General features: G+C 31.2%; 27 protein-coding genes and 1 other annotated feature. Of the genes, 7 read left to right on the top strand and 20 right to left on the bottom strand.

The genetic code is table 11. From position 1 onward, the window contains the following. Positions 1-37: 37 nt before the first annotated feature. Positions 38-1,198: a MerR family transcriptional regulator gene (locus tag C1I91_RS12460; protein ID WP_128213177.1), complete on the bottom strand. Its 1,161-nt coding sequence runs from the start codon at positions 1,196-1,198 to the stop codon at positions 38-40. Between the two features lie 571 nt (positions 1,199-1,769). Here C1I91_RS12460 and C1I91_RS12455 point away from each other — a divergent pair. Further along, on the top strand, positions 1,770-1,979 hold the full coding sequence (locus tag C1I91_RS12455) for a hypothetical protein (RefSeq protein WP_128213176.1): 210 nt from the start codon (positions 1,770-1,772) through the stop codon (positions 1,977-1,979). A 54-nt stretch (positions 1,980-2,033) separates the two neighbouring features. Here C1I91_RS12455 and C1I91_RS12450 read toward each other — a convergent pair whose 3' ends face one another. Both C1I91_RS12450 and C1I91_RS12445 read right to left on the bottom strand, forming a co-directional pair. Next, positions 2,034-2,468 (bottom strand): CPBP family intramembrane glutamic endopeptidase, encoded by a 435-nt coding sequence (locus C1I91_RS12450; RefSeq protein ID WP_164880521.1) that lies wholly within the window; start codon positions 2,466-2,468, stop codon positions 2,034-2,036. A gap of 134 nt (positions 2,469-2,602) precedes the next feature. Then, positions 2,603-3,517 carry a helix-turn-helix domain-containing protein gene (locus C1I91_RS12445; RefSeq protein WP_128213174.1) on the bottom strand — a complete coding sequence of 305 codons (915 nt, stop codon included), beginning with the start codon at positions 3,515-3,517 and terminating at the stop codon, positions 2,603-2,605. Between the two features lie 409 nt (positions 3,518-3,926). Here C1I91_RS12445 and C1I91_RS12440 point away from each other — a divergent pair, with 409 nt between their 5' ends. Further along, positions 3,927-4,859 carry a DMT family transporter gene (locus C1I91_RS12440; protein ID WP_128213173.1) on the top strand — a complete coding sequence of 311 codons (933 nt, stop codon included), beginning with the start codon at positions 3,927-3,929 and terminating at the stop codon, positions 4,857-4,859. A 209-nt stretch (positions 4,860-5,068) separates the two neighbouring features. On the opposite strand, the gene C1I91_RS12435 is transcribed toward C1I91_RS12440, so the two are convergent. From C1I91_RS12435 to C1I91_RS12410, 6 genes are all read right to left on the bottom strand, one after another. Further along, positions 5,069-6,052 carry an ABC transporter permease gene (locus C1I91_RS12435; protein ID WP_128213172.1) on the bottom strand — a complete coding sequence of 328 codons (984 nt, stop codon included), beginning with the start codon at positions 6,050-6,052 and terminating at the stop codon, positions 5,069-5,071. Next, on the bottom strand, positions 6,052-6,795 hold the full coding sequence (locus C1I91_RS12430; protein ID WP_128213171.1) for an ABC transporter permease: 744 nt from the start codon (positions 6,793-6,795) through the stop codon (positions 6,052-6,054). The genes C1I91_RS12435 and C1I91_RS12430 overlap by 1 nt, the downstream gene beginning before the upstream one ends. Positions 6,796-6,813: 18 nt before the next feature. After that, positions 6,814-7,752 (bottom strand): ABC transporter ATP-binding protein, encoded by a 939-nt coding sequence (locus tag C1I91_RS12425; RefSeq protein WP_128213170.1) that lies wholly within the window; start codon positions 7,750-7,752, stop codon positions 6,814-6,816. 821 nt (positions 7,753-8,573) lie between these two features. Continuing rightward, positions 8,574-8,861: a YciI family protein gene (locus tag C1I91_RS12420; RefSeq protein WP_128213169.1), complete on the bottom strand. Its 288-nt coding sequence runs from the start codon at positions 8,859-8,861 to the stop codon at positions 8,574-8,576. 208 nt (positions 8,862-9,069) lie between these two features. Next, entirely contained in the window at positions 9,070-9,660 is a 591-nt protein-coding gene (locus tag C1I91_RS12415; RefSeq protein WP_128213168.1) for a sugar O-acetyltransferase, read from the bottom strand. A gap of 128 nt (positions 9,661-9,788) precedes the next feature. Beyond that, positions 9,789-10,442: a Type 1 glutamine amidotransferase-like domain-containing protein gene (locus C1I91_RS12410; protein ID WP_128213167.1), complete on the bottom strand. Its 654-nt coding sequence runs from the start codon at positions 10,440-10,442 to the stop codon at positions 9,789-9,791. Positions 10,443-10,603: 161 nt separating this feature from the next. On the opposite strand from C1I91_RS12410, the gene C1I91_RS12405 reads away from it, so the two are divergent. From C1I91_RS12405 to C1I91_RS12400, 3 genes are all read left to right on the top strand, one after another. Next, positions 10,604-11,347, top strand: coding sequence for a class I SAM-dependent methyltransferase (locus C1I91_RS12405; protein ID WP_128213166.1), 744 nt, complete (start codon positions 10,604-10,606; stop codon positions 11,345-11,347). A gap of 169 nt (positions 11,348-11,516) precedes the next feature. After that, positions 11,517-11,675, top strand: a complete 159-nt coding sequence (locus C1I91_RS28175) for a hypothetical protein (protein ID WP_164880520.1) — start codon at positions 11,517-11,519, stop codon at positions 11,673-11,675. Between the two features lie 199 nt (positions 11,676-11,874). Then, positions 11,875-12,597: an HAD family hydrolase gene (locus tag C1I91_RS12400; RefSeq protein ID WP_128213165.1), complete on the top strand. Its 723-nt coding sequence runs from the start codon at positions 11,875-11,877 to the stop codon at positions 12,595-12,597. Positions 12,598-12,939: 342 nt separating this feature from the next. On the opposite strand, the gene C1I91_RS12395 is transcribed toward C1I91_RS12400, so the two are convergent. The 5 genes from C1I91_RS12395 to C1I91_RS12390 form a co-directional block, all read right to left on the bottom strand. Then, on the bottom strand, positions 12,940-13,416 hold the full coding sequence (locus C1I91_RS12395; protein WP_128213164.1) for a macro domain-containing protein: 477 nt from the start codon (positions 13,414-13,416) through the stop codon (positions 12,940-12,942). A gap of 231 nt (positions 13,417-13,647) precedes the next feature. Further along, positions 13,648-13,788 (bottom strand): hypothetical protein, encoded by a 141-nt coding sequence (locus tag C1I91_RS28170; protein WP_164880519.1) that lies wholly within the window; start codon positions 13,786-13,788, stop codon positions 13,648-13,650. A gap of 91 nt (positions 13,789-13,879) precedes the next feature. Next, on the bottom strand, positions 13,880-14,017 hold the full coding sequence (locus C1I91_RS28165) for a hypothetical protein (RefSeq protein WP_164880518.1): 138 nt from the start codon (positions 14,015-14,017) through the stop codon (positions 13,880-13,882). A 78-nt stretch (positions 14,018-14,095) separates the two neighbouring features. After that, positions 14,096-14,236: a hypothetical protein gene (locus tag C1I91_RS28160; RefSeq protein WP_164880517.1), complete on the bottom strand. Its 141-nt coding sequence runs from the start codon at positions 14,234-14,236 to the stop codon at positions 14,096-14,098. An 87-nt stretch (positions 14,237-14,323) separates the two neighbouring features. Continuing rightward, complete coding sequence (locus C1I91_RS12390) at positions 14,324-15,601, bottom strand: tetratricopeptide repeat protein (protein WP_128213163.1); 1,278 nt, start codon at positions 15,599-15,601, stop codon at positions 14,324-14,326. Between the two features lie 358 nt (positions 15,602-15,959). On the opposite strand from C1I91_RS12390, the gene C1I91_RS12385 reads away from it, so the two are divergent. Further along, complete coding sequence (locus tag C1I91_RS12385; RefSeq protein ID WP_128213162.1) at positions 15,960-16,577, top strand: GyrI-like domain-containing protein; 618 nt, start codon at positions 15,960-15,962, stop codon at positions 16,575-16,577. Positions 16,578-16,901: 324 nt separating this feature from the next. Then, positions 16,902-17,169, top strand: a binding site (T-box leader). Between the two features lie 364 nt (positions 17,170-17,533). After that, on the top strand, positions 17,534-19,123 hold the full coding sequence (gene asnB, locus C1I91_RS12380) for an asparagine synthase B (protein WP_128213161.1): 1,590 nt from the start codon (positions 17,534-17,536) through the stop codon (positions 19,121-19,123). A gap of 174 nt (positions 19,124-19,297) precedes the next feature. Here the strand turns inward: asnB and C1I91_RS12375 are convergent, their stop codons facing one another. The 6 genes from C1I91_RS12375 to C1I91_RS12345 form a co-directional block, all read right to left on the bottom strand. Further along, entirely contained in the window at positions 19,298-19,870 is a 573-nt protein-coding gene (locus tag C1I91_RS12375; protein ID WP_128213160.1) for a D-glycero-alpha-D-manno-heptose-1,7-bisphosphate 7-phosphatase, read from the bottom strand. Positions 19,871-20,344: 474 nt separating this feature from the next. Further along, complete coding sequence (locus C1I91_RS12370; RefSeq protein WP_128213159.1) at positions 20,345-21,067, bottom strand: HAD family hydrolase; 723 nt, start codon at positions 21,065-21,067, stop codon at positions 20,345-20,347. 446 nt (positions 21,068-21,513) lie between these two features. Further along, positions 21,514-22,062 (bottom strand): NUDIX hydrolase, encoded by a 549-nt coding sequence (locus C1I91_RS12365; protein WP_128213158.1) that lies wholly within the window; start codon positions 22,060-22,062, stop codon positions 21,514-21,516. Between the two features lie 21 nt (positions 22,063-22,083). Beyond that, entirely contained in the window at positions 22,084-22,614 is a 531-nt protein-coding gene (locus C1I91_RS12360; protein WP_338032618.1) for a GNAT family N-acetyltransferase, read from the bottom strand. Positions 22,615-23,006: 392 nt separating this feature from the next. Then, complete coding sequence (gene eutC / locus C1I91_RS12350) at positions 23,007-23,750, bottom strand: ethanolamine ammonia-lyase subunit EutC (RefSeq protein WP_420808472.1); 744 nt, start codon at positions 23,748-23,750, stop codon at positions 23,007-23,009. Positions 23,751-23,780: 30 nt separating this feature from the next. Next, entirely contained in the window at positions 23,781-25,148 is a 1,368-nt protein-coding gene (locus C1I91_RS12345) for an ethanolamine ammonia-lyase subunit EutB (protein WP_128213155.1), read from the bottom strand. Positions 25,149-25,270: the final 122 nt, after the last annotated feature.

Genomic DNA, 25,270 nt, shown 5'->3' with positions numbered 1-25,270 from the left:
CTTTGAATTTGATGCGCTTAAAGCACCTACTAATTACTTATTTTTCTGAGTAGAACTTGAAGGCTTCTCCAATAAACTTAGAAGCACCCTCTCCATATTTCTTATCAGTTGCTTTTATTATAATATCATTTGATAAATAGGACTCTGCCATATAGCCCATATAATTATCTCCCTGATCTAATTTATAGATTTTGTTAGTTTTTTCATGTAGTTCTTCTATTTCTTTAACAATTTGCTGTATTTCTTCGGAGGCTGGATCTTTACTTAGGTCCGCTAAAAGCTCTTCATATAATTCCACTGCTCTAGGTTTCTTATTATCTAGATTCTTTTTTAAAGCCTCTCCAACGAACTTACAGGTTCCTTCACCATACTTGTCCTCAAAGGATTTTATCCAATCCGGAAAAACTAAATACATTTGGACATGACTATACCAAAACTGCCCCCCAATCTCCTCTACTTGAAATACATCATAATCTTTTTTAGCTGTAGCTGATATTTCTTCCGCAACTTCTTGTATTTCCTTAGAAGTAGGATCCTTGCTTGTATCCTCTATTAATTTTCTATATAACTCCTTTAATCTTGGATGATTTTCTTCTAATAAATCCTTTCTAAATTTATCGATTTTCTCTGATAAGTTTTCTAGTTTTTCACTATTTAAGTTATTTTTAATAGCCTTAGCATATCTTTCAATACTTCCATATTGCCTAATAGCAGACTTAGCAATTTCAGCTTCTTTAGATTTAATTTTTTCAATACTTTCATTGTATTTTTCTATGCTTCCATAAGCTTTGATTATTTTATCTTCATGCTCTAACTTATATTCCTCCAAAACCTTGTAGTATTCACTCATATCAAATTCTTCAAAGTTCATATTTCCTTCTCCTTTCAAGGTCTTATTTATAAGATCTATCAAACCATTAAGTCTTTTTCTTTTTAATATCAGTAGCTTCTTTTGCTCCTCTAAAGCTTTCATTTTATCGAAATATGGACTAGTCATTATTTCTTTAACTTCCTTCAAAGGTATATCTAGCTCTTTAAAAAACAGAATTTGCTGCAAGGTTTTGAGAGCTTCCTCATCATAAAGCCTATAACCTGCTTCTGTAATCTCGCTTGGTTTTAACAATCCTATTTCATCGTAATAATGCAGTGCGCGCACACTTATTCCAGTTAACTCCGAAACCTGCTTTACCGTTCTCATGGATACACCTCTAAACTGAATTTTATTGTCTATAGACATTCATTAATTTATCTTGGCCAATTTTTATATTACACTATGACGTTATGTTAGGGTCAATAACTAATTGTTAAAGTATTTATATTTTACTATAATTATCCAAATTAACAACTAACCGTATGCTAATAGAAAACACTATAGGGAAGCAACTTGAACTATTAATTTATACATGCACAATGATCCCCAGAAGCCTGGATCATCTAATCCCCAGAGGTTGTGATTATCGAAGATGTATAGATTAAGTTTCCGTAAAGGATACCTATACATAATAGCCTTTTGCAGATAAATTAAAATCACACTTTCCTTTATGGCTAGTGTGATTTTAAAGTATGCTATGTATTGAAATTAAGTGATCATTAAATAGATTCTATATAAGTAAACCATTAAATTTAAATCATCAGATAGCTAAGTACATAATCTTAACAGGTCACTCTTACAACATCCTTTTTATAGTAAAAAGTTATAATTATGGCTAGCAGCAACTATAATTTAATACGTACTTATAAAAATTAAATTTAAGCCGAAGGAGACTTTTATGAAACTTAAATTTGTATTTCTAGGAATATTCATCTTTGCAATTATACTAATCTTCAACATAACTAATTTCATGCTGGAAGAAGGATTTAGCTCTACAATAGGAATGATGCAAGCAGCTGATAAAAGGTTTGCATATTCATTAGTAGCCTTGTTTTCATTAGTTGGGTACTTTGTAGAAGTAATACTAGAGAGGATAAAGAAAAATTAGTTAGAACCTTACTGTAATAATCACCCTTTTAATTGCATCAATTTTCACTTTTACTTATATTAACAAGCATAATAGTCCTACCAAGTCGCTGATGCAATGGGCTGACCAAGAAAATAATATATTGGACCTTGAAAAAATCAAGCCATAAAGAACACTGTCTACAAATATACCTAATAAATCAAAAAACACTATACTAAATTGTCCTGAGGAATAGTGCATTAGCGTAAAAGCGATAGATACTACTATTATGGCAAAAGGAACCGAAGTAAATTTTGTGATAACTGCTTGAATCACTTGTCTATATATCAATTCTTCTAAAAAAGTTCCTACTATAATATTTAATAATACTAACTTTTTGTTATTAAGATCGAATGGAAGCCTTTTTATTATATGCTTGGCTACTTCCGGAAACATTGTTCTTTCAATGAAGGCTATAACAATTGGAATAACTATAGCTACTAGTAGCATTAACATTAAAGTTTTTTTCATTAATTCAAACACCTCAATTATTGGACTCAAGAATAGGATGAAATTATTATACATTATATTACCTATATTCAAATATATGTATTTATACTATATAATACCTTTATAATTATTAAGCGTCAATAAATCAGTGTAGTCTATATTTGTAATAAACCCTCCACTTCTCTCTTTCTATACTCTGAAGGAGAACAATTTCTATATTTTTTAAATACCTTTGCAAAATAACTTATCCCGTTAAATCCTACCTCTAAGGCAATGTTGGTAATAGATTCTTCAGTTTTTAGCAGCAGCTCTGCAGCCTTTGAAACCCTATACTCCATTAAATATTCGAAGGGCGTAATCTTTAATATCCTCTTAAAGCTACGACAGCACTCGCTCTTGCTTATATTTGCAGCCATTGCTATATCTTCTAAAAGAATATTGCTTGTGTATTTTTCATGTATATATTCCATAGACAGCTTTACTCTATTATCATCCTTTGAAATTATTTGCTCAGAAATCAAGCTATCAGCTTTAATTTCTCTGATCAAATGTAGCCAAACCATACTTAGATTATTTCTCATTTCAAGCTCATACCCGTAAGGCTTTTCATGAGATAGTGTAAAGACAGCTTTTATCAAAGTCAAAATATTCTTCTGCCACTGTTCTTCTGGCTTTAGGCTTATATATTTTAAATTACTATTTTCAATGATTGGAGCTAAATACTTCTTCTCTATTACTGATTGCTCAGTGCCACCAAGAAAAACTGGATCGAAGTCAATTGAAAACATCATGCAATCACTATTATTGTATGGTTTAATCTGATGAAGCACATTGGAATTTATCATAATTCCCTCACCTGGAGACAGCACTATCTCTTCATCCTCAATAAACACTACCACCTTATCATAAATAGCATAGGAAAACTGCAAATCCTTATGCCAATGCCATCTAATATAACCTTCCTTAAATAGACTGAATCTATCTGTATACACTGCTATGGGAAAATCATAGGAACCATGCTTTACTGTTTCCTGCAAATTGTGATTCACTTCTATTTTCGTTGCCTGCATTATATCATCTCGCTAATATAGTTTTTATTTTAGGCAATATATTAATTGTTAAAGCCCAAAAATAATAATAAAATTATTACAGATTCACTTACAAAAAGCAATATATTTGCATTATATTATTTGACTCTGTTTAAGTGCTGTGTTGAAATTGAGTGTTCAGTCATCCGGTGCTTTCATGAACTTGCGCATATAGCATCTCCTTTATAACCAATTAATTTCAACAGTATCATTAACGTAGACAGATAAAGTTGTACCCCTTATCAAAAGAGTGTTTATTAAACTATAAATATATAAATTATAACTTCATTAGTAAGTGTATTAGAATGTTATTATTTTATTACTCCCATAATTAAAGCTTAATAGAACTTACATAATGAAAAATCTTCATAGAGAAAGTAGGAAAATATCAATGAAATCTAAAATAGAAATAAGAGGGCTGATGCTTGTTATTATAGCTTCTATGCTTTGGGGTGTGTCTGGCACAGTAGCTCAATATTTGTTTCAGCAAAGGTCCTTTACTCCAGAGTGGCTAGTTGTAATACGTTTATTAGCTTCAGGTATAATCTTATTAATATACTCTTTTTTCAAGGATAAAAAGAGTACCTTAGAGATATGGAAATCTAAAGCTGATAGCGCTAGGCTTGTATTGTTTAGTGTTATAGGCATGGTAGGAGTTCAATATACTTATTTTGCTGCTATAAAATACGGAAATGCAGCAACCGCCACCATACTTCAGTATTTATCACCAGTTTTAATAACCTGCTATTTGGCTATTAGAACAAAGAAAGCTCCAAATTTGAAAGAAATGCTAGCTATAACCTTGGCCATATTAGGCACCTTTCTCATTATCACAGATGGTAATGTTCATAGCTTATCTATTTCTAAACTGGCTTTATTTTGGGGCTTTGGTTCTGCCTTAGCAGCAGCCTTTTATACTTTGCAGCCTCAAAAGCTACTTGAAAAATACGGCTCTATACTTATTGTAGGTTGGGGTATGCTAATAGGAGGAATTACTTTTTCCTTTATCCATAAACCTTGGGATTGCACTGGCCAATGGGACTCTTACTCTGTACTAGCCACCTTCTTTGTAGTTTTATTTGGAACTTTAATTGCTTTTACTCTCTATCTAGAAAGCTTAAAGCACTTAAAGCCAACAGAAGCAAGTATTTTATCCTCAGCTGAACCTTTGTCAGCAGCTTTATTGTCTGTACTTTGGCTGCATCAAAACCTTGGATTGCTGCAATGGCTAGGAACTTTATGTATCATAGCTACTATTACTATATTATCTTATGTTAAAAATTCCAAAAAATCTAAGACAAGCATAAATAATCAACCCATATAAAAAATCACACTGAAGTTAGATTCTTCAGTGTGATTTTTTACTCTTAACCATATTTAATAAAGTTATTATCCATAAAGCGGCATAAGAGTGAGCTACTAGAATTAAAATATCTGAAAATAAATTCCAGATTGATGTACTATCTCTTTAGTAAGTTTAAAGCTGTTAAACCTAGTTTAGACTTATTATTTTCAGATTAAAGTAAAATATCTTTAGTAAGTCCCAACTTTAATCTTACTTCTATTTACAGCACTTCCTAGTAAATAAGCACCAACAATCCAAACGAGCAGATATAAAAGTTGGCTACTAAACTGGTAGATATGCTTTCCATTTTCTATTCCTTGTATCATGGTCATATATGCTTTTTGTGGCAATATACCCAATAACATACTTAAAACACTATTATTCCCTGTTAAGGAAACATAACATCCTGCAAGTAGGCTGGTTAATACATATATACCTGTGGAAGCTAAAGAATAGTCTGTTCCAAGCACTGAAGCAAATAGAAGTGCCAGTGAAGTTGATAAAGCTGAAATTATTGCAACTAAAATAAATAGTATTCCATAGCTAAAATTAATATCCACTCTAAATACAAGCTTTGTAATTACTAAGGTTAAATAAGAAGGTATTAAGATAGATAAAAATGTGAACAATCCTTGGGTTAAAAGATATACCCTCTCATTGGCTGGCGACATTAATATTCTTCTTAAAGTTTTCTTATCTCTATCTTCAGTATATAAATTTATAAGTGCTATGCCTTGCATCAATAAAATCATCAGGATATAACCTAAGATATTAGTCCCTATGCCTTTCCTTACAGTATCAGAGTTACTATTAGCATCTGATACCTTGCCTGTCTTAAAAAATCCTTCTATTAGTTCCTTATCCTTATTACTTTTCAGTGTAGTCACATTATAATTATCTCCTGATTTCTCCACAATAGCAGTATATTTTCCCATGAGGAGAGATGAAAAGGCTGGTTTTTCTTTTAGAACTTCAATATTAATATTAGGATCTCTTGGGATACTTACTGAATTATCACATACGTAACCAATACTACCTTTTATTTCTGTCTTTTCTGAAAAAAATACTGCCATACCAGTCATAAGAGGTATAAGTATAAAGGCCATAACTATAGTAGCTTTCTGCGATAGGGTTCGATAAAGGTTATTTTTAAAGATATTTAATATATTCATTATACATATTCCTCCGGTTCAAAAGTTATATGACAAATAATAATACAGACTATAGAAAAAACTAGAATTACACAAATCGTAGGTATAAATATGCTAAAGTCTTTATCATAAATAATTCTAAAAGCACATTCTGTAATCCACTTTATAGGTGATATAACTGATATTTTAGCAATTGCTTTTCCAAGACCCTCTACTGGAAAGAAGCTGCCTCCTAAAAGTATAAATATTAGTATTGGGATCTGCATGATAGAATTGGCAAGCTGCTCATTTTTAAAAATACTACAAAACATTGTACCAAGGCAGCAGCCCAAAAAAGAAAGCGCATTTATTAATAGCATGATATAGAGAATATTTTTCCCGCCAAAGTTAATGTGCATAAGGTACTGACCTAAAAGCATAATAATGCTAAAACAAATTGTGCCTAAAATATAGGTGGCCAGCAATTTAGAAAAATATATTGTTGTTTTTGAAACTGGGGCATATATAATACGAGTATTTCCTTTCTTAACCTTCTCTTCCATAAAGGTGTTTGTTGCTGTCATTGCAAGCATTATTGCTGTAAAAATCATCATAGTAACTCCATAGTAATCATACGAATCAACAGTTGAAGCGTTGTAACTTCCTTTAGTTACAAAACCCATAACTCCGATGATTATAATAGGAACTATGGTATTTGCAATTATTAACGTTGGGTTTCTCACTATATTTATAAAATCAAATTTTATTATTTTTATAAAATTCATAATTAATCTTTCCTTCCATTAATCTCTCAAGTTTCTTCCTGTAAGCTCAAGGAAAACTGTTTCTAAGGACGCTTCTTTGCTTTGCATACTTTCAACCTTGCAATGCTTATCTAAGAAAATACCTATTATCTCATTAAGATTGTTATTGGATTTTAAGGTAGTTACCCTTACTTCATCTTCAACAATATTAACCTTTTTTACACCTTGGACAGCATAAATCTCTTTATCTATTACATTTTCTATATTGTTAAGTTTGAAAGTATAGGTAATTTCATCATTAACCTTCTCCTTTAGCTCTTCCTTAGTGCCCTCAGCTATTATCTTACCTTCATTAATTATAATAATCCTATCTGCTATTGCCTCTACTTCCTCCATATAGTGAGTGGAATAAATTACTGCTGAACCTCTAGCTTTTAGTATTTTAATAGATTCCAAAATATGATTTCTTGATTGTGGATCTATTCCTACAGTAGGTTCATCCATTATTATAACCTTAGGCCTATGGGCAATGGCGCAAGCTATATTTAGTCTTCTTTTCATTCCACCTGAAAAAGTCTTGGGCTTATCTGCCCTCCTATCATAAAGCCCTACCAACTCTAAAGCTTCCTTAACCTGTTTTTTTAACTCATTTCCTTTAAGTCCATATAGACTTGCAAAAAAACTTATATTCTTTTCAGCACTTATCTCCTCATAAATTGCTAAGTCTTGAGGTACTACACCTAGGGTTTGTTTTATTGATTTAGCATTACTAGTAAGCCTTTGACCTAAGACATCTATATCTCCCTTATCTGCTTTCAATATGGTAGATAAGATATTAATAGTTGTACTTTTGCCAGCACCATTAGGTCCTAGCAGCCCCAATACTTCACCATCTTTTACAGAAAAACTTATTCCATCTACTGCCCTCTTAGCTCCATAATTCTTTTCAAGATTTTTTACTGTAATAACATTATTCATAATTGCCTTCCTTTCTAGACATTATACTGTCTATTAGATTAATAATATAATCGTAGGCTTCATATTTGTGTATAGGGAACCAACTTCAACTATTAATTTATACATGCCACAAAATCCCCAGAAGCCGGGATTTTATGACAAGTATAGATTAAGTTTTCATATAGTTTCCCTATAATGAGCTACGATTTAAAATCTTAATTTTAAATTTTTTAGTTTGTTCCTTCCTCATTCCTATATTTATTTTGACATTATATTGTCTAAAATAAATATACTGCTAAATATTTTATAAGTCAATATACTGTCTAAATATTTTTGCTAACTCTTCAGCATTTATTCTTCTCGATTTAATTCAGGGCATCCTGTAAGTAGAATAAATTCTATAATATTATTTTTTACTCAAGTATTGAGTTACCTTCAATAATATTGAATTTAGGTCATTATATACTTTCGTAACCTTTTCTCTAATTACAAATAAAACCACCACAAGATTCGCTTTGAATAATGTGGTGGTTGAAGTCTTTATTTACTTTTAGATACTTTATATATAGATATACCAGTTCAAAGTAAAGTATATAAATTAATAAAAGTATCGTTAGTAGTTTAAATAACTTCTTGTACTTTTAAGATTATAGAACTGTAATTCCTCTGAAAAGAAATACTACTTCAAGCCTTAAACTCAAAATAAAGCTTTCTATGAATCTACGAAGCTTTATTTTGTTAGGTTCAATTTTGAAGTAGTGTGTCTATAGATGTACCGATTCGTATTTAAACTTATGCTTTCCAGCGAAGTGTACAATCTTTATTAAGTTATATTTTAAAGATTATTCAACAAATTTCTTAAAGTTTTCATCATACTTTGTTGGTTGGAACTCTACTATCTCATAATTAGCAATGCTATCTATTTTAAAAGGATCCTCACTAATAATTTTCTCTACTTCTTCCATATTTGTCGCATTACATAAGATTATTCCACCAGTCCTAGGATTCTTTCTCCCTGAACAGATAAAGTTGTTACTAGCATAGTATTTATCTAAGAATGTAATGTGCTCCACCAGATGCTTTTCAACCTCTTCCATAGGTTTTACATAAGTTAAATTTACTATAAACATCTTCTATTCCTCCAAGTCTAAGTTACAATTTCGCTATTAAGAAGTAGTATAACATGATTATACTACTTCTCAATAAAATTTATATTTTCAAAAGCTCTTCTCAGAAGCCAGAATAGCTACCAAAACCGATTTCGTATTGAAGTTGTACATCCTTAAATCTCATGTCATATCCTTAAATAAGAATATACATCATATTGTGAATTACTTTCTACACTTCAAATCCAGTCCTATCTTCTTCAGTAATTTCTCTAATTACTCTACAAGGCACACCTGCCGCAATTACATTTGCAGGAACATCTTTCGTAATAACACTACCGGATCCTATAATTGAATTATCTCCTATTGTAACACCTTGATTTATATTAACTCCTGCTCCAATCCAAACATTATTGCCTATCTTTACAGGTTTTGCATAGCAGCCTCCTGCTACTCTTTCTTTTGCATATGTCGCATGATTAGAGGTGTAAATTCCAACTCTAGGTCCAAACAACACATTATCACCTATAATTATTCCTCCTCCATCTAACATTACACAATCAAAATTGGCATAAAAATTATTCCCTATTGTAATATTGAAACCAAATTCACATCTAAAGGTTGGTTCGAAGTGAACTCCACTTCCAATACTCTTAAGTAACCTCTTTAATATTTCTTCTCTTTCCTTCTGAGGTCTACCGAAACTATTATTATATTCGTTTGTAAGAAACACTGTTTTTTCTCTTGCTTCAATTAATTCTTTAGTCAAATCATTATACATCTTACCAGATAAAATCAATTTTCTCTGTTCTTCTAAATTCATAAAACAACCTCCAAATCTACTATAGGATTCTTTAAAATCACTATATAAATACCCTTTATTCCACAATTATACACTATATTAACTTAGTTTATTTCTTAAGATTTCTCTAAATTATATAAGAATTAAACTTAATTAACTTTTTCTAGCTTTCCTTTGGAAATAAAATATATTTCTCCATAAAAAAATTGTTCTTTACCTCTGCATACAATAGCACTATTGTCGCACATTGCATATATATCATATTTTTCAGAAGCCTCAAGCAATTTATCATACTCTATCCCACTACCTTTAGGATTAAAATGTGGCTCAATTGACACATCAACCAGATTAAGGCCTTCATATATGACTGCTCTATCCTGTCCACTTTTTTCGGTATTAATAGATATTTTCGCCATATTTATAGCTCCTGCACTTAACCCCAAGATACAGCCTTCACATATCCTTAAAGCTTTATCTAGATCATTTTCTTTAAGAAATTTAAACTGAGTCAAGGTCTGACCACCCATTAGAAAAATTACAGAAGCATCTTTTATATTTTCTATCATTTCACCTTTTCTCATTCTATTATCAATTACTGTGCTAAGCTTAAATTTAATACCTATATTAGAAAACCACTCTAAATATCTTTGGGCATACTTATCTGTATTACTGTTATGTTCTGGACTTGAGGCAATAAAAACTATCTTATTATTATCTTTAATATCAATTAATAGATTGCTTACAACCTCAGTAGTAAATCCTTTTTCCATATGAAAATCGCTAAACAAATAATAAACACTCATCTCAATCCACTCCTTATTGTTTATATATCACTATAACATTTTTAAAAACCATCTGTATACTTTATAGACAATAATATGCAATTCCTGTAGAATAAAATTTACATATACCTGTTAAAAATTTAAATTTTTTCTATAATTATAGTGTTTTAGGGGGATTATTTATGGCAAATAAAAGTATCCATGATACCAACAAAAATTATTGGGACAATACCGCAGATGAATGGTTTGGAGTTACTGCGCTTCCTACATACGGGGTTCAATTTATAACAGAAGATGAATTAAATTTATTTGGTGATGTTTCTGGAAAGAAGCTGCTCGATATAGGCTGTGGAAGTGGTCACTCATTAAAATACCATGGTGATCATAAGGCTGCTGAGCTTTGGGGACTTGATATGTCTACAAAACAAATAGAAAATGCTGATAAGTACTTAAAAGAATGTGGATATTCCGCAAAACTAATAAATGCACCTATGGAAGTTGACGCTGGCATACCGCTTGATTATTTTGATTATGTATATTCTATATATGCAGTAGGTTGGGCTACAGATTTGCAATGCACCTTTGATAGAATAGCATCCTATTTGAAAAAAGATGGTGTATTCATCTTCAGTTGGAAGCATCCATTACATCATTGTGTTATTGTAGAGGACGATAAGTTAATATTTGATAAAAGCTACTTTGATGAAAGCTGGTTTACCTACCTAAATGATGGTTTTGCCATAACGTTATGCAACAGAAAAATTCCCACCTATATAAATGCATTAGCAAAAGCAGGCTTCGTTGTAGAATATATGGCTGAAGAAACAGATAAGGAAACGATGCTGGCTACCTCTGACCTTAGCGAAAGATCAAAAAAGGCAAAAATGTTACCTCTTTCATTTGTTATTAAAGCTAGAAAACTCTAATTATATAAAATTACTGTCAATTCACATTAGTTTTTATTTTAATAATATGTAGACTTCGAAAATTCCTTTCGGGTCAATATCATTAAGCTCGATTAAATTGCCAAAAATAATTCATTCGCGTTTCATTATGGTATAATTAATATAATATTACTATATATGGAGGTACATTATGGATTTCTTTGCTACAAAGTTGAGTAATGTTATTGCATTTATATTAGTGCTATTGGCTGTGATATGCTATTTCTTTGGATTTAAAGAGGCGATTATAGTACCAATAGTGTATCTGATTTTTGTAGGTTACATACACTTAAAAAAGACTAAGAGCTAAATTATTCAGACTTCAGCTCAGTGATGGCTATAACAATTCTGTTATTTAAAACTAAGTAGTCAATTAAATTATTTATCAAACTTTAATTGCCTACTTAGTTTTTCACTATATATTTAACATAAACCAATTTATATATAAGGAAATTAATACATGCTTACATATTACTTCTAAATAATTTATTTAAAATTGAGGTTAATTTATGGATAAAATTAAAGCAATATTTTTTGATATGGGTAATACTTTACTACACTTTCATTATGGACAATCTGATTATGAAAAAGATATACACGGCTTAATGCACTTAACTAAATATCTAAACAGATTTAACACAAATATCAAGCTTGACCAAGTAAAGCAAGGTTTCTATGAAGTTTGGATGGAAACAATAAAAGATAGGCAAACAACCTTTGTAGAATACCCTATAGAGAATTTCCTAAATAAATTTCTTCAAGAATACGAGGTAGTTTTAACATTGGATCAATGCATAGAAGCAATCAACTTATTCTACACAGAATATAGAAATCAATTGTATTTTGAACCATCAATATATGATACTTTAAAACACTTAAAAGATAAGGGTTACAAGACAGGAATTATATCTAATACTTGTTATTATGATGAGGTAATGAAAGAATGTTTCAAGAAAGCAGCTATTTACGATTTAATTGATGACTTTACCTTTAGCTATTCATTAAGAATTGGTAAACCTAAGGAGCAAATTTTTAAAGTTGCTCTAAACAATATGAAAATCACCCCTAACGAAGCAGTAATGGTAGGTGATAGCTTAGAAAAGGACATCAAACCAGCATCAGATTTAGGTATGAAAACTATATGGCTAAATAATAAAACTAGCAATATAAATAGTGATATTAAACCCAACATCGAAATATCAAGTCTAGCTGAATTAACTAAATACATATAGATTAGTCTAAGTTATTATTAAAAATTATATAGACCAACTTAAACTATTAATTTATGTATGCCAGCTAACCCACAGAAGTAAAGTTTATCGATCATGTATAAATTAAGCCTTCATAAAGGTCTATAGTCAAGGCAATCTTAACAGATTGCCTTTTTAGTTTCAGAAAATATTAAGAAAATTTTGCTTATCAGCATTTATATTAAGTATCAGAGAATTTCTCCATGTACTATATGTGAATCTGCTTACACCACAGTTACTTGTTTCTCTCGTATAGGTAAAAGTAGATCTAGTCGAATAGAACCATCTTAAAGTGCGACATAACGTCAAAGTCAATGGTTTTTACTAAACTATATCGTAGACATAAACATCTATATTTTTAGAAATAATATTTTTATTTATTAGTTTTTCAATCTCTTCCCATTTACCTCCAGCCAATCCACATCCAATTCTAGGCATATGAATACTGGCATCTAGCTCTATTGCCTTTTTCGCAACCTCTTCTAAGCACTGGTCAACAGCCTCATATCTAATAGGAGGAGTACCAGTTTTCCCCCTTCTTATACCTCTTTGCCCTATCATATTGGCAACATATATTTCATCAGAAACTTGAACAAACTGGACTTTTCCTAACTTAAAATCATCGCCAACTTTATACCAAGCTTTATATTGATTTTCTGGCTCACTCCAGCTTCTCGAAACAGCTAAAACAAAGCCTTTTCCCCATGCACCAATATCATTACATATATGTGCAATAATCTTATTTCCTCCTACATTAGGATTAGTGGCATCACCTTTTAAATATATAATTTCTTTTTCCAACTCTATATCCTCCAAAGCATCTATAAGTTAATTTAACAAATTATTTAATATAAGTTTTAGTTTTTTATGTAATCTTCTCAATAAAAATTATAATTCAAAAATAAGTAATATAATAGCTTATAGCCAACTTTAATGTTGTAAGTTTTCAAATAAGTTAATAGTTTATCTAATGCAAACTCTAGAAATAAAAAAACTAGATGAATCTATAATTCATCTAGTGAAAAGAATATGTTATCCTGCTATTCCTGGACCTTCAATACTCATAGGTGCAACAGCCTGGCCATTACCAGAAATACTTTTACTAGTAACAGGAATTAAAAACATACTAATAAATAAAATATCTGCTATACCTTTTAGAACTTTCTTTCTCATATGCTTAAAGCTTATTCAACATAGAATCGTTCCAAAAGTATTATTGATCATTTCTCTTAATATTCTTTTATAAATACTAATTTATCTTTTACTAATCAATAGGTCCTGGTTCCAATCCCATAGGTGCAATAGTAACTCCATGAATTGAAACATTATTGCCAACAACTGGAACTAAAAACATACTAATAAATAAAACACTTGCAATAGCCTTTAAAAATTTTTTTCTCATATACTCTCACCTCTTATTCAACATAGAATTACAACCAAGATATTCTTCTAATTTTACTTAAGTATTTCTTTTAAAATTCTAATCCATAAAAGGTCCAGGTTCTCCACCCATAGGAGCAACTGTGCTTCCATGAACTGAAACACTACTACCAACTACTGGAACAAAAAACATACCTACAAATAAAATACTTACAATAGTCTTTACAAAATTTTTTTTCATTCTCAATGCCTCCTTAACTTTATGAAACAACTATACTATATTATACACATTCTTCCATTATATATGAAACATGTTAACAAAAAATTATCACAATAATTTTTCTAACTCACTTAATAAATTTACAGTTTCTTCTTTTTTATCTAAATGAGCTGAGGCTTCAGCCAACTTTAGCATTGCATATGACTTTCCTGAATTAACCTGACTATAATCTAGATATTCTATTAGTCTATTCATCAGTTTGACAACGCTCTCGTAATCTCCTGCAGACTCGTAAGCTTGTACCAAATCCTTATAATTTTCTAACGATAAATCAAAGTTACTATACTCTTCTGCTAGATCAATTGCCAAATTAAAAACTAATATAGCCTCTGAGTAAAGACCTCTTTTTAATAACACCTTTGCTTTAATATTTATAGTACGAGCTAAAGTATCCTTATATACGCGCATTTTAAGTTTTTGCGCTTTTTCTATATATTCTAAACTTTTATCGTATTCTTCTAAATCATAATAGCATTCAGCTATATTATTATATACCATAGACAACATAACTTCGTCTTTATCCTTTAAACTATCAACTAAATTCTCAAATACTTCAAGAGACTTTTCAGTTTCATTCTTCCTGTTATAAAGTACCATGCCTTTTGTTATCTGAGCTCTAGCCAGTAAATCAAAGTCAACGTCATTACTTCTATTAAAAATATTATTTTCAAGTATATTTAAAGATTTCTCATATTCCTTTGTATACATATAAACTAATGCTAAGTTAGAGTTTCCTTTATAATAATTCTCCATATCCATTTCATCTAGAGCATATGATATAGTGTCTTCAAAGTAATTTATAGACTCTTCGTATTCTCCTCTGTTATATTTGCAGTTGCCCATTAAAAGATATATTCTAATTTGTGCTTTATTATCTCTAAGCTCCTTATATTTTCCAAGAGCTTTTCTTAAATATAGAAACCCATCTTTATAGTTTTTCTCATTATAGTATAATTCACCTTCAAGCTTATACATTTGAGCTAATAACCTATCTAATTCAAAATCCGTTGCTATCTTAATTAACTCTTTTAGTTTATCATGAGTAGCTTCACTCTTTAGTTGCTCTTCGCAATAGTAGGTTGCATCTTCTTTAGGTGTTCTTGAAAAATACTCATCGTCTAAATTTAGATCTACGGATATTCTTTTTGCAATGTCATTAAACTTCTCTGCTAAGGCCTTAGAGCTTGTCCTACTAACATTTCTTTTTCCGCTCTCCATCATGCTGATGAAGGCTCTCGTCATATTCGCACCTTCAAGTTCAGCTTGATTTACTCTAAACTTTTTTCTCATAAGTTTTATTTTCTCACTTGGATTATAAAATTCCAAACTTCTCACCCCTGATTCTTTAGCTTATCGCCTTTTAAATAATACATTTGTTAACTACTATATTCCATTATATAGGAATTATCATCTTTTATGCAATATTTTTTGTTTATTTTTTCTAAAGAATTACAGAACAAACTGAATTATTTGTATCTATCTATAAATCAATACGTTATATTAAAGTATTATTACAATATGACAAGCAGTTGTCGCATTAAGTATTGTATACTTTATTTATAAAGATGTTCTACTTCAATCCAGAATATATTTTCGGAGCTATTCTGGGTTTTGATAGAAATTTTGAGAATATAAATTTTATTATGAATGGTCCATAATAGATTTGAAGAGAGGAAGAAAACTTATGAAATTTGAATGGAAAAAGCATGAGAAAGATCTTTATCTACCAAAGGATAACCCAACCTTAGTTTCTGTACCTAAGCAAAAATTCTTTATGATAAGCGGTAAAGGCAACCCAAATGATGAGGAGTTTTCTGAAAAAATAGGCATATTATATTCCTTATCCTACGCTGTGAGAATGATGCCAAAACAAGGTTACACACCAGAGGGCTATTTTGAATATACTGTATATCCACTTGAAGGAGTATGGGATCTAACGGAAAAAGGTAGAAGCTCTGCTACTTTAGATAAAAATGAATTAGTATATACAATAATGATTAGACAACCTGATTTTGTCACACAAGAAGTATCTGATAAAGCCTTCGAACTTGTAAAAAAGAAAAAAAGTAATCCCTTGTTAGATAGTGTTACATTTAAAACTATGGAGGATGGATTAGCTGTTCAGATGATGCATATAGGCTCCTATGATGATGAACCAGGAAGTTTTGAACAGATGAAACATTTCATAAAAGAAAGTAACCTAGAGATAAAGACCCTAAGACACAGAGAAATATATATTTCAGATGCAAGAAAGACTGATATCTCCAAATTAAAAACAGTTTTGAGATATATGGTTTTATAAAGCTATATCCCTGCTTATAGTTAGACGTGTTCGTTTACCGTATAATAAGATTTATTAATTCATATAAAACTATTCAAAAAAAGCTATGTTGATATATGAATGTAGCATTAATAGTAAAGCTTATAGTTCAAATACTACTTTAAAAACACTGCCTTTCAAAGACAGTGTTTTTAAAGGTTCCTTGCAACTTATAATTACCGTTTTTTTAAAGTGTTCCTAAAAAAAATGAATTTTTATTAAAAAAATCTTTTAAAAATCTATTGACGTTTAAAAAAATCCGAAGTAAAATGAAATAAATTCAAAGTTAAATTTCAACATTCTATTATAAAAGCATTGATGGGAAGAGTAGTTATTATGACGTAGTTATAGCGAGTCAGTGGCGGTGTGAGACTGATACGAAGCTGATAATGAAGAACATCCCGGAGCTTCCAAACGAAATTTTTTTAAAGAGTAGTCTTGGACGGAGCCAAACCGTTACAGCATGGACAGTATCGAATTGATTTTCTATAAATTAAGATTCTGTACTGATTAAGGAGAGCTTTTTAAGCTAATTTAGGTGGTACCGCGGAAGTATAAGTCTTTCGTCCTATAGAAAAATATAGGATGAAGGGCTTTTTTTATTACCTTTTAGCAAAAATCATACTCTACACATATATCCGGATAACAAATTTTTATTATAAACATAGACTTATGTATGATGAGCTAAAAAGTAAATATATGCTACTTGAAAGAATTTCTCCACATACTTTCATAAGAGACAGCTACACAGAAATAATCTTTATACAAATCCATGGATAATTATGCAAAAAATTATAAACAGTACTATCTTAAGAAACAAAAAGAAAATTAACTTACTGCTACACTCTCCCTATACTTATTGGGAAAAGCAGATGTTCAAAATAACTATAAAAAATTATATTAACGATTATATTTTAAATTTGGGGAGGAGTATTAATATGTGTACTATTATGTGTTATACAGGAACAGACATGAAACATGAAAAATTTGCTGAGGCTTTACAAAGAACTGAGTTAAGAGGTCCAGATATGACTGAGATTCTAACTTTACCTTCTGGTATCTTAGGCTTTCAAAGACTTGCTATCATGGACTTAAGCTTTAGCGGAATGCAGCCATTTACAAGAAAGAGAGATGCTTCTATCTGCAACGGTGAAATATATGGTTTCCGTAAGATAAAAGAAGATTTAATAGCTAAAGGACACAAATTCATATCCGATAGTGACTGCGAAGTGTTACTTCCAATGTACTATGAATATGGTTTAGATATGTTTTCAAAACTTGATGCAGAGTATGCAACAGTTATCTATGATGGAGAACAGGACATCTTCATCGCAGCAAGAGATCCAATAGGAATTCGTCCTCTATTCTACGGCTACTCAGAATCAGGAAAAATAATATTTGCCAGCGAAGCTAAAAACTTAGTTGGACTTACAGATAAAATCATGCCTTTCCCTCCAGGACATTATTATGCGGATGGAAAATTCACTTGTTACTGTGATATAGCTGCTGTAGAAGGTGATTACCTAAAGGATGATTTAGATACTATTTGCCAAAATGTTCATGACAAACTAGTAGCTGCTATAGAAAAACGTATGGATGCTGATGCTCCTGTTGGCTTCTTACTAAGTGGTGGCTTAGATAGTTCACTTGTGTGTTCAATAGCTCAAAAAATGTACCCAGGCAAGCCAATAAAGACTTTCGCTATAGGTATGACTGAGGATGCTATAGACTTAAAATACGCAAAGGAAGTAGCTGACTACATCCATAGTGATCACACTGTTGTTTATATGACTAAGGAAGAAGTTCTTGAATCCTTTGAAGAAGTTATAAAGCTTCTTGGAACCTTTGATATCACTACAATAAGAGCTAGTATAGGAATGTATCTAATCTGTAAAAAGATTCATGAGATTTCTGATGTAAGAGTACTTTTAACTGGTGAAATTTCTGATGAGTTATTTGGCTACAAATACACTGATTTTGCTCCAAGTGCAGATCAATTCCAAAAGGAATCTCAAAAGAGAATTAGAGAATTATTTATGTATGATGTACTTCGTGCAGATCGTTGCATCAGCTCTAACTCTTTAGAGGCAAGAGTTCCATTTGGTGACTTAGACTTTGTTAAGTACGTTATGGCTATTGACCCTGAAAAGAAGATGAACAAATACAACATGGGTAAATACCTTCTAAGACACTCCTTTGAAGGTAACTATCTGCCACAAAGTATTTTATACCGTGAAAAAGCAGCCTTCAGCGATGCTGTAGGACATTCTATGGTAGACTACCTTAAGGAATATGCAGAAAAGCAATACAGCGATGAAGCCTTCGAAAAGCTATGCGAAAAGTATAAATATCATGCTGAGCCATTCACAAAAGAATCTCTACTATATAGAGAAATCTTTGAAAAATATTATCCAGGTCAAGCTGAAATGATAAAAGACTTCTGGATGCCAAATAAGGAATGGGAAGGCTGTAACGTAGACGACCCAAGTGCTAGAGTATTGTCAAACTACGGTGCTAGCGGACTATAATATTTAGAATTTAATTCATATGCTTCTACATTCTACTTCTAAGCAATGCTTATAACAAAAGCATAAAAAAATCTATTCTTCTAATATAATGAAGGCACCTAACATAACTTATTAAGTTTTGATAGGTGCCTTTAAGTATTTTCAATGCTCAAATTATTGTTTATTCTTTTCACTTTAAATAGAATTTTCATTTGAAGTTTTCAAAATCCATTTTACCGCTTCAAGTACATTTTCAGCGATATAATCAGCTTCGTACTGCTCCCAAGTATGTCTAAACTCTGATAAGCTACCTTTGCCTACTCCTGTCAAAACTAAAATACCCTTTGCCCCAACATTTCTAGCAAGGACAATATCGCTCATACCCATATCTCCTACTACGAAGCTATTTTTCACATCAATATTAAGTTCCTTAACAACCTTGTCCACCATACCTGTGAGAGGTTTCTTACAGCTGCAATTATCTTCTTTAGTATGGGGACAACAGTATACACCATCAAAATGAGCACCATTTTCACAAAGCTTTCTTTTAAGAAACAAAATTTTATCATCAAAATCCTTTTGTGATAAGTATCCTCTTGAGATATTACTCTGATTTGTTGTTAAAACAGCTAATATATCATTTCTATTTAATTCCTTTATGGCCTCTATAGCAAATGGATAAAAGTCAAAGTTTGAAATATCATCTATACCGGTACCTCCTAATGTACCTTGCATGTCTAAAAATACAGCTTTATTTTTCTCACTCATACTCTTAAACCTCCTAGTAAAACTTTCAGTAAATTACCTTCTTTTGTTAATTCCTAGGATACTTTTCTTATCTGAGCATATTTGAAGAAACTTTGGCAAGCTAATGAGCTTTTAGCCTCTATGTGGTCTATTATTTACAGACTACCAATCCTACAATAAGATATTGGTATATAATCCGTTTTATGTATCTACCAAAATTTCTTCTTTTGTCTATGTATTATTTCTGATCCTATTAAAGAGTTCCTATGTAGAAATTTAATTTACACATGTTCAATAAGCCAGGCTTATAAAGATTTTCTTGCACGTATAATTAATAGTTGAGTTAGGAACTCTATTATTAAGATGTACCACTTAAATCCCAAAACTATTATTAAAGCTCCTCTTTCTTCTGAACGGAGAGTTTAATAATATAAATTTAAATATAAAGTAGTACATCTATTAATACCTATGTATACTGCTCTAATACTTTTTAGCTTATCTATTTCTTGAAGACAATGTAGTAAGAATTTTACTTACATCTCCATCCCAAAGAACATAATCACTATCAACTTTTGTAACTTTTCTAGATTGGTTACTATGAATATAAAGACAATCTAACGAAGCAGCTTTAGCACCTTCAACATCACATAAGTGATCATTGCCAATAAAAATGCTTTCTTCTCTATCTAGGTTCTCATTGTTTATAAGATAATCAAAAAAGGCCTTATCTGGTTTGCATATTTCTATATCTGAAGAGCTATATAGGCCATCGAAATAATCGTGAATGCCTAGATATTTTAATTCTGGCACTGTAAATTCTCTTTGTCCATTTGATAGCATGTATATCTTTTTATTAGTTGCCTTTAACTCTGTTAATAACTTTTTAACTCCTGGATAAAGACTTATATATTCTGTAGATAGTCCTCTAAACAGCCTCATGGAGTAATTGATTAGCTGCTCATCCACTTTTATACCTTTATCCTCATATAACTTTTTAAAAACTTCTGATAATTTTATATCTGGATATTTTGTCTTATCATTTTCTTTAAGCTTCTTATTAACTTCTTCTAAATATGCTTGTTTTAATTCACTAGGTTTATATATAGCTCCATTGTAACTATAAAACAGTGAAAGCTTCTTCCAAAGTATACTTTTTGACTCATTAGTATGAATGTTTATTAAGGTTCCATACAAATCAAATATAAAATTCTTGTACATAAATAATCTCCTCACCTTTACCCAATATCTTTACTTTTATATATAAAATTTTTCCACATGTTTATTATAACAAATTTGAGTTATATTTTAATAAAGATATACTACTTCAATCCAAAATCTATCTTCAAAACATTTCTGTTTTATGAGAATACAATCTAAAAATATAAATTTTCATATGAAATGGTATCGTTATAGACATAGCAGTTTTATGAGTAATAAAACACAAGAAATCATTTTAACTATTAGTGGTACCTCTCATGATTTATATATTTTACTTTGAACTGGTATATCTTTATATAATACTGACATCAAGTAATTTAATATTTTTACGGCATTAAAGCACTTAAGATTATTTATTACATAAATAAAGCATATATAGCTTTTATTTAGAAAATACTATATATGCTCTTAGGCTTATTTAATATTAAATTTTGGTGTACTTCATTTTAAATCTTAGCTATTATCTTACTATAAATTTTCTTCATATTAGGTTCAGTTAAATGTATGTCTAATTCTTTTATTGGTAGCCATTTCACTGCGCTATTTTCATCTGGTTTAATATTAACAGGCTCATTATCGTCAGCTTGAAATAAGTATACAACTGAAATATGTAGATGTGCTGTAACATATTCACCTATTCTCAAATGTCCTGATAAAGATAGAAGATCTAAAGAAACTATTTTGTCTGATAATAGAGTAATAGCTTCTAAGCCAGTTTCCTCTTTAATTTCTGATGTAGCAACACTCACTAAGTTTTCATCACCATCTGCATGCCCACCTGGTAAAGACCATGCCTTGAATATATTATGATGTACCATTAATACTTTATCTTTAGACTTATTTATCACAAAACCAGAACTGGTTATATGGATAAGTTCGTTGCTCCTACTTAGGATATTGTCAAAAATGTTTATATACTTCAATGTTGCTTCTTTATCTTTTTTCTCCTGTTCATCAGAAGGAATGAACTCTTTTATTGAATTAGCCCAATTCATGTCTCCACCTACATTCTTAAATTAATAATTTAGCATTAATTCATATAAATTGCACTCATGCACTCTTTTAAAGGACTTTTTTATTGTTTCTTTATCTTCTCCTATATAGTGATTAAAACTGCTACATACAAATAATTTGCTAATAGTAGACTTAGCTATCTTATCACATTCACTGCCTTCTGCATAAACATGAAGATAGGACTCTTTCCATATAAAGCCTCTATTTTTATACCAATCATTTACCCATTTATCATCTCTAGTCCATGCTTCAAGCTTCTTTATCCCATTACTTTTCACCCTATTTATTGCTTCACCCAATAACATGGTTGCAACACCTGATTTTCTATATTCAGGTAGTACTGCTAGATGCCATATCACGCCGCCTAATTGATTAGTGCTATAGCACACCGTTCCTTTTTCTATTTCATATTCTACGTCTATTAAGCCAATAATTTTTCCATCATCTTCTGCCACTAATTCTACAGAAGGATTTTCATAATGCTCTTTTTCTCGGAGCACGTTATCGAAATATGCACTATCTAAAAAAGACAGTAATCTGCACTTTACCCATTCATACTCATCAGTAGTTTTATATTCTCTTATTTAATCATGCATTATCTAATAATTCTCAAGTAATATATTTGATTTTCCACTTTGCCTTTTTATACGACACTTTATAGCTTTTACTTAATTCTATGTTCAACAAAATATTTTAACAGAGCCTTACTCAAAACTTTCTTTAAATATTGTTTTTAATAGTTCACTAGAAATCTCTTGCTTATGATAAATTTGCAGCATACCTTTAGGTGTTAGTTTATAGCCTTTCAATTCCTCCTTATGGGAAATTACTGCTTTCGCTTCCACATTTATATGATCTTTAAAAGGAATAAGCCGAACAAAATTATCCTCAACATAGAAGGATGGAAGTTTAGCCCATAGCTTTTCTAAAGCTTTAACTCTATACCGCTTTTCTTCTCTTTCAACAGTATTTCTATGAGCTGAACGATTTGTGCTCCTGCTTCTACAGGAGGCATTCCATTTTTGTGTATATTGGATACTACGGTTCTTTGGGATTCTAGCTTTTTGCTGCTGGCTTCATAGGCCATGTAGCAGCTCATACTTTCACCTGTAGCTAGACCAGGTCTTTCTCCTATCAATATGAGGGTTACTTTAGCATTTAAGACTTCACTTATTTTATCCATGGTAGCAACTCTTGCATATTTAACAAAGATAGGAGTGCCTAGTTTATAGCCTTTAGCTTTTAGTCCATCAACTAACATTGGATATATTTCTTTTAGATTTGACGTTATAGCAGGAGAACTCAATCCATCACCAGCGATAATCTGCACATCCACGTCCTTTATACAGTTTTCTTTTATATCTTTCAGTACTTGTTCTGAAAAGCATCTTCCTAAATCCGGCCTTGTTATATATTGCTCTTTATCTTCAACTAAGGTTTGCACCTTAAAAAATCCAAGCTCATCAACTACCTTTTCATCTACATAAGACCATACTGCATCCATTGCGACGGCATGATCTGCACGTAAGCTTAGATAAGTGCTTGTTTTATATCTAGTTCCAGCTCTACCTAAGCAAATTCTTGCTGGAGTTGCTTGCTTTAGCATAATACAGCCTTCCTTTTCTAAATGCTTGTCTTTAGAATCACTAGAATTCGAATCATTTTCCAATGTATTATCTATAAGATCCTCTTCCACAGCCTATACCCCCATATTTAAAAATAGTGATGGATTACCTGCTGTACTGGTCAATACTCCATCTTTCATTATTCCAAGTTCATTAAGTCTCATTTCAAACTCTTTAATGGGCCTTTTATTAGTTATTTCCCGTAAGGTTGCAATATCATGATAGCTTGTAGATTGATACATTAGCATAACATCATCACCACCAGGAACCCCCATAAAATAGTTGCAGTTGGCTTGTGCTAGCAGAAGCGCAAGGTTTTCCAAGTCATTTTGATCTGCTTTCATGTGATTTGTATAGCAAACATCTACTCCCATTGAAAGTCCAGTAAGCTTGCCCATGAAATGATCCTCAAGTCCTGCTCTTATTACCTGAGCTCCATCATAAAGATACTCTGGTCCTATAAAGCCCACAACTGTATTTACCAAGAAAGGCTTATATCTTTTTGCTAGTCCATAGCACCTCGCCTCCATGGTAAGCTGATCCGCTCCATTATGTCCTGCTGAGGATAATTCAGAACCTTGTCCGGTTTCAAAGTACATAAAGTTATCTCCTTTAGAAGATTTGAGAGTCTTCATAAGATGATAACCTTCGTCTAATAATTTTACATCTATGCCAAAGGCTCTGTTTGAGATCTCAGAACCAGCTAGGCTTTGAAACATCAAATCCATAGGGGCTCCATTTTTAAGAGCCTCCATTTGAGTGGTTATATGAGCTAAGACACAGTTTTGAGTTGGCAGCTTAAACCTATTCATGAAGTCCTTAAAGGCTTTTAATATGTTTGAAACACCTTCGATAGAATCTATTGCTGGGTTAAGTCCAATTACTGCATCACCTACTCCATAACTTATACCTTCCATAACAGATGCCATTATCCCCTGAAGATTGTCAGTTGGATGGTTAGGCTGAAGCCTTGAAGCAAGAGTGCCTAGGGTACCTATAGTAGTGTTGCAGGTTGCGGTATTTATTATTTTCCTAGATGCACATATAAGATCCATATTGCTCATCAGCTTAGTTACAGCTGCAATAACCTCAGAAGTTAGTCCATCACTTATAGCCTTTATTTCCTCTCCTGTGTTTTCTAGAAGAAATTCTCTAAACTCCCCTATTGTCATAGACTTAACCTTCTTATAGATCTCTTCATCTACACCATCTTGAATCACTCTTGTGACTTCATCCTTATCATAATCCACCACTGGATTATTTCTCAAATCTGCTATGGTCAATTCAGAAAGTACTATTTTAGCAGCTACTCTTTCTTCAGTAGTACTTGCCCCTATCATAGCCAGATTATCCCCAGACTTTTCTTCATTTGCTTTTGCAAGAACTTCCTTTATATCTAAAAATTGATATACCTTGCCAAAAAGAGTTGTTTTCAACATCATATATTAGCCGTTACATAAAATCTACTAAAATCTAATATTTAGAGATTTATTCCTTATTCAACGCAACCTGTTTTGTCATAAGACTACTCCAGTTTGATATGTTGCTCCAAAGGCTTAAAATC

This window comes from Clostridium manihotivorum, from assembly GCF_004015185.1.
GTDB classification, from domain to species: Bacteria; Bacillota; Clostridia; order Clostridiales; family Clostridiaceae; genus Clostridium_AR; species Clostridium_AR manihotivorum.
This window is presented reverse-complemented; position numbering and strand designations above follow the sequence as displayed.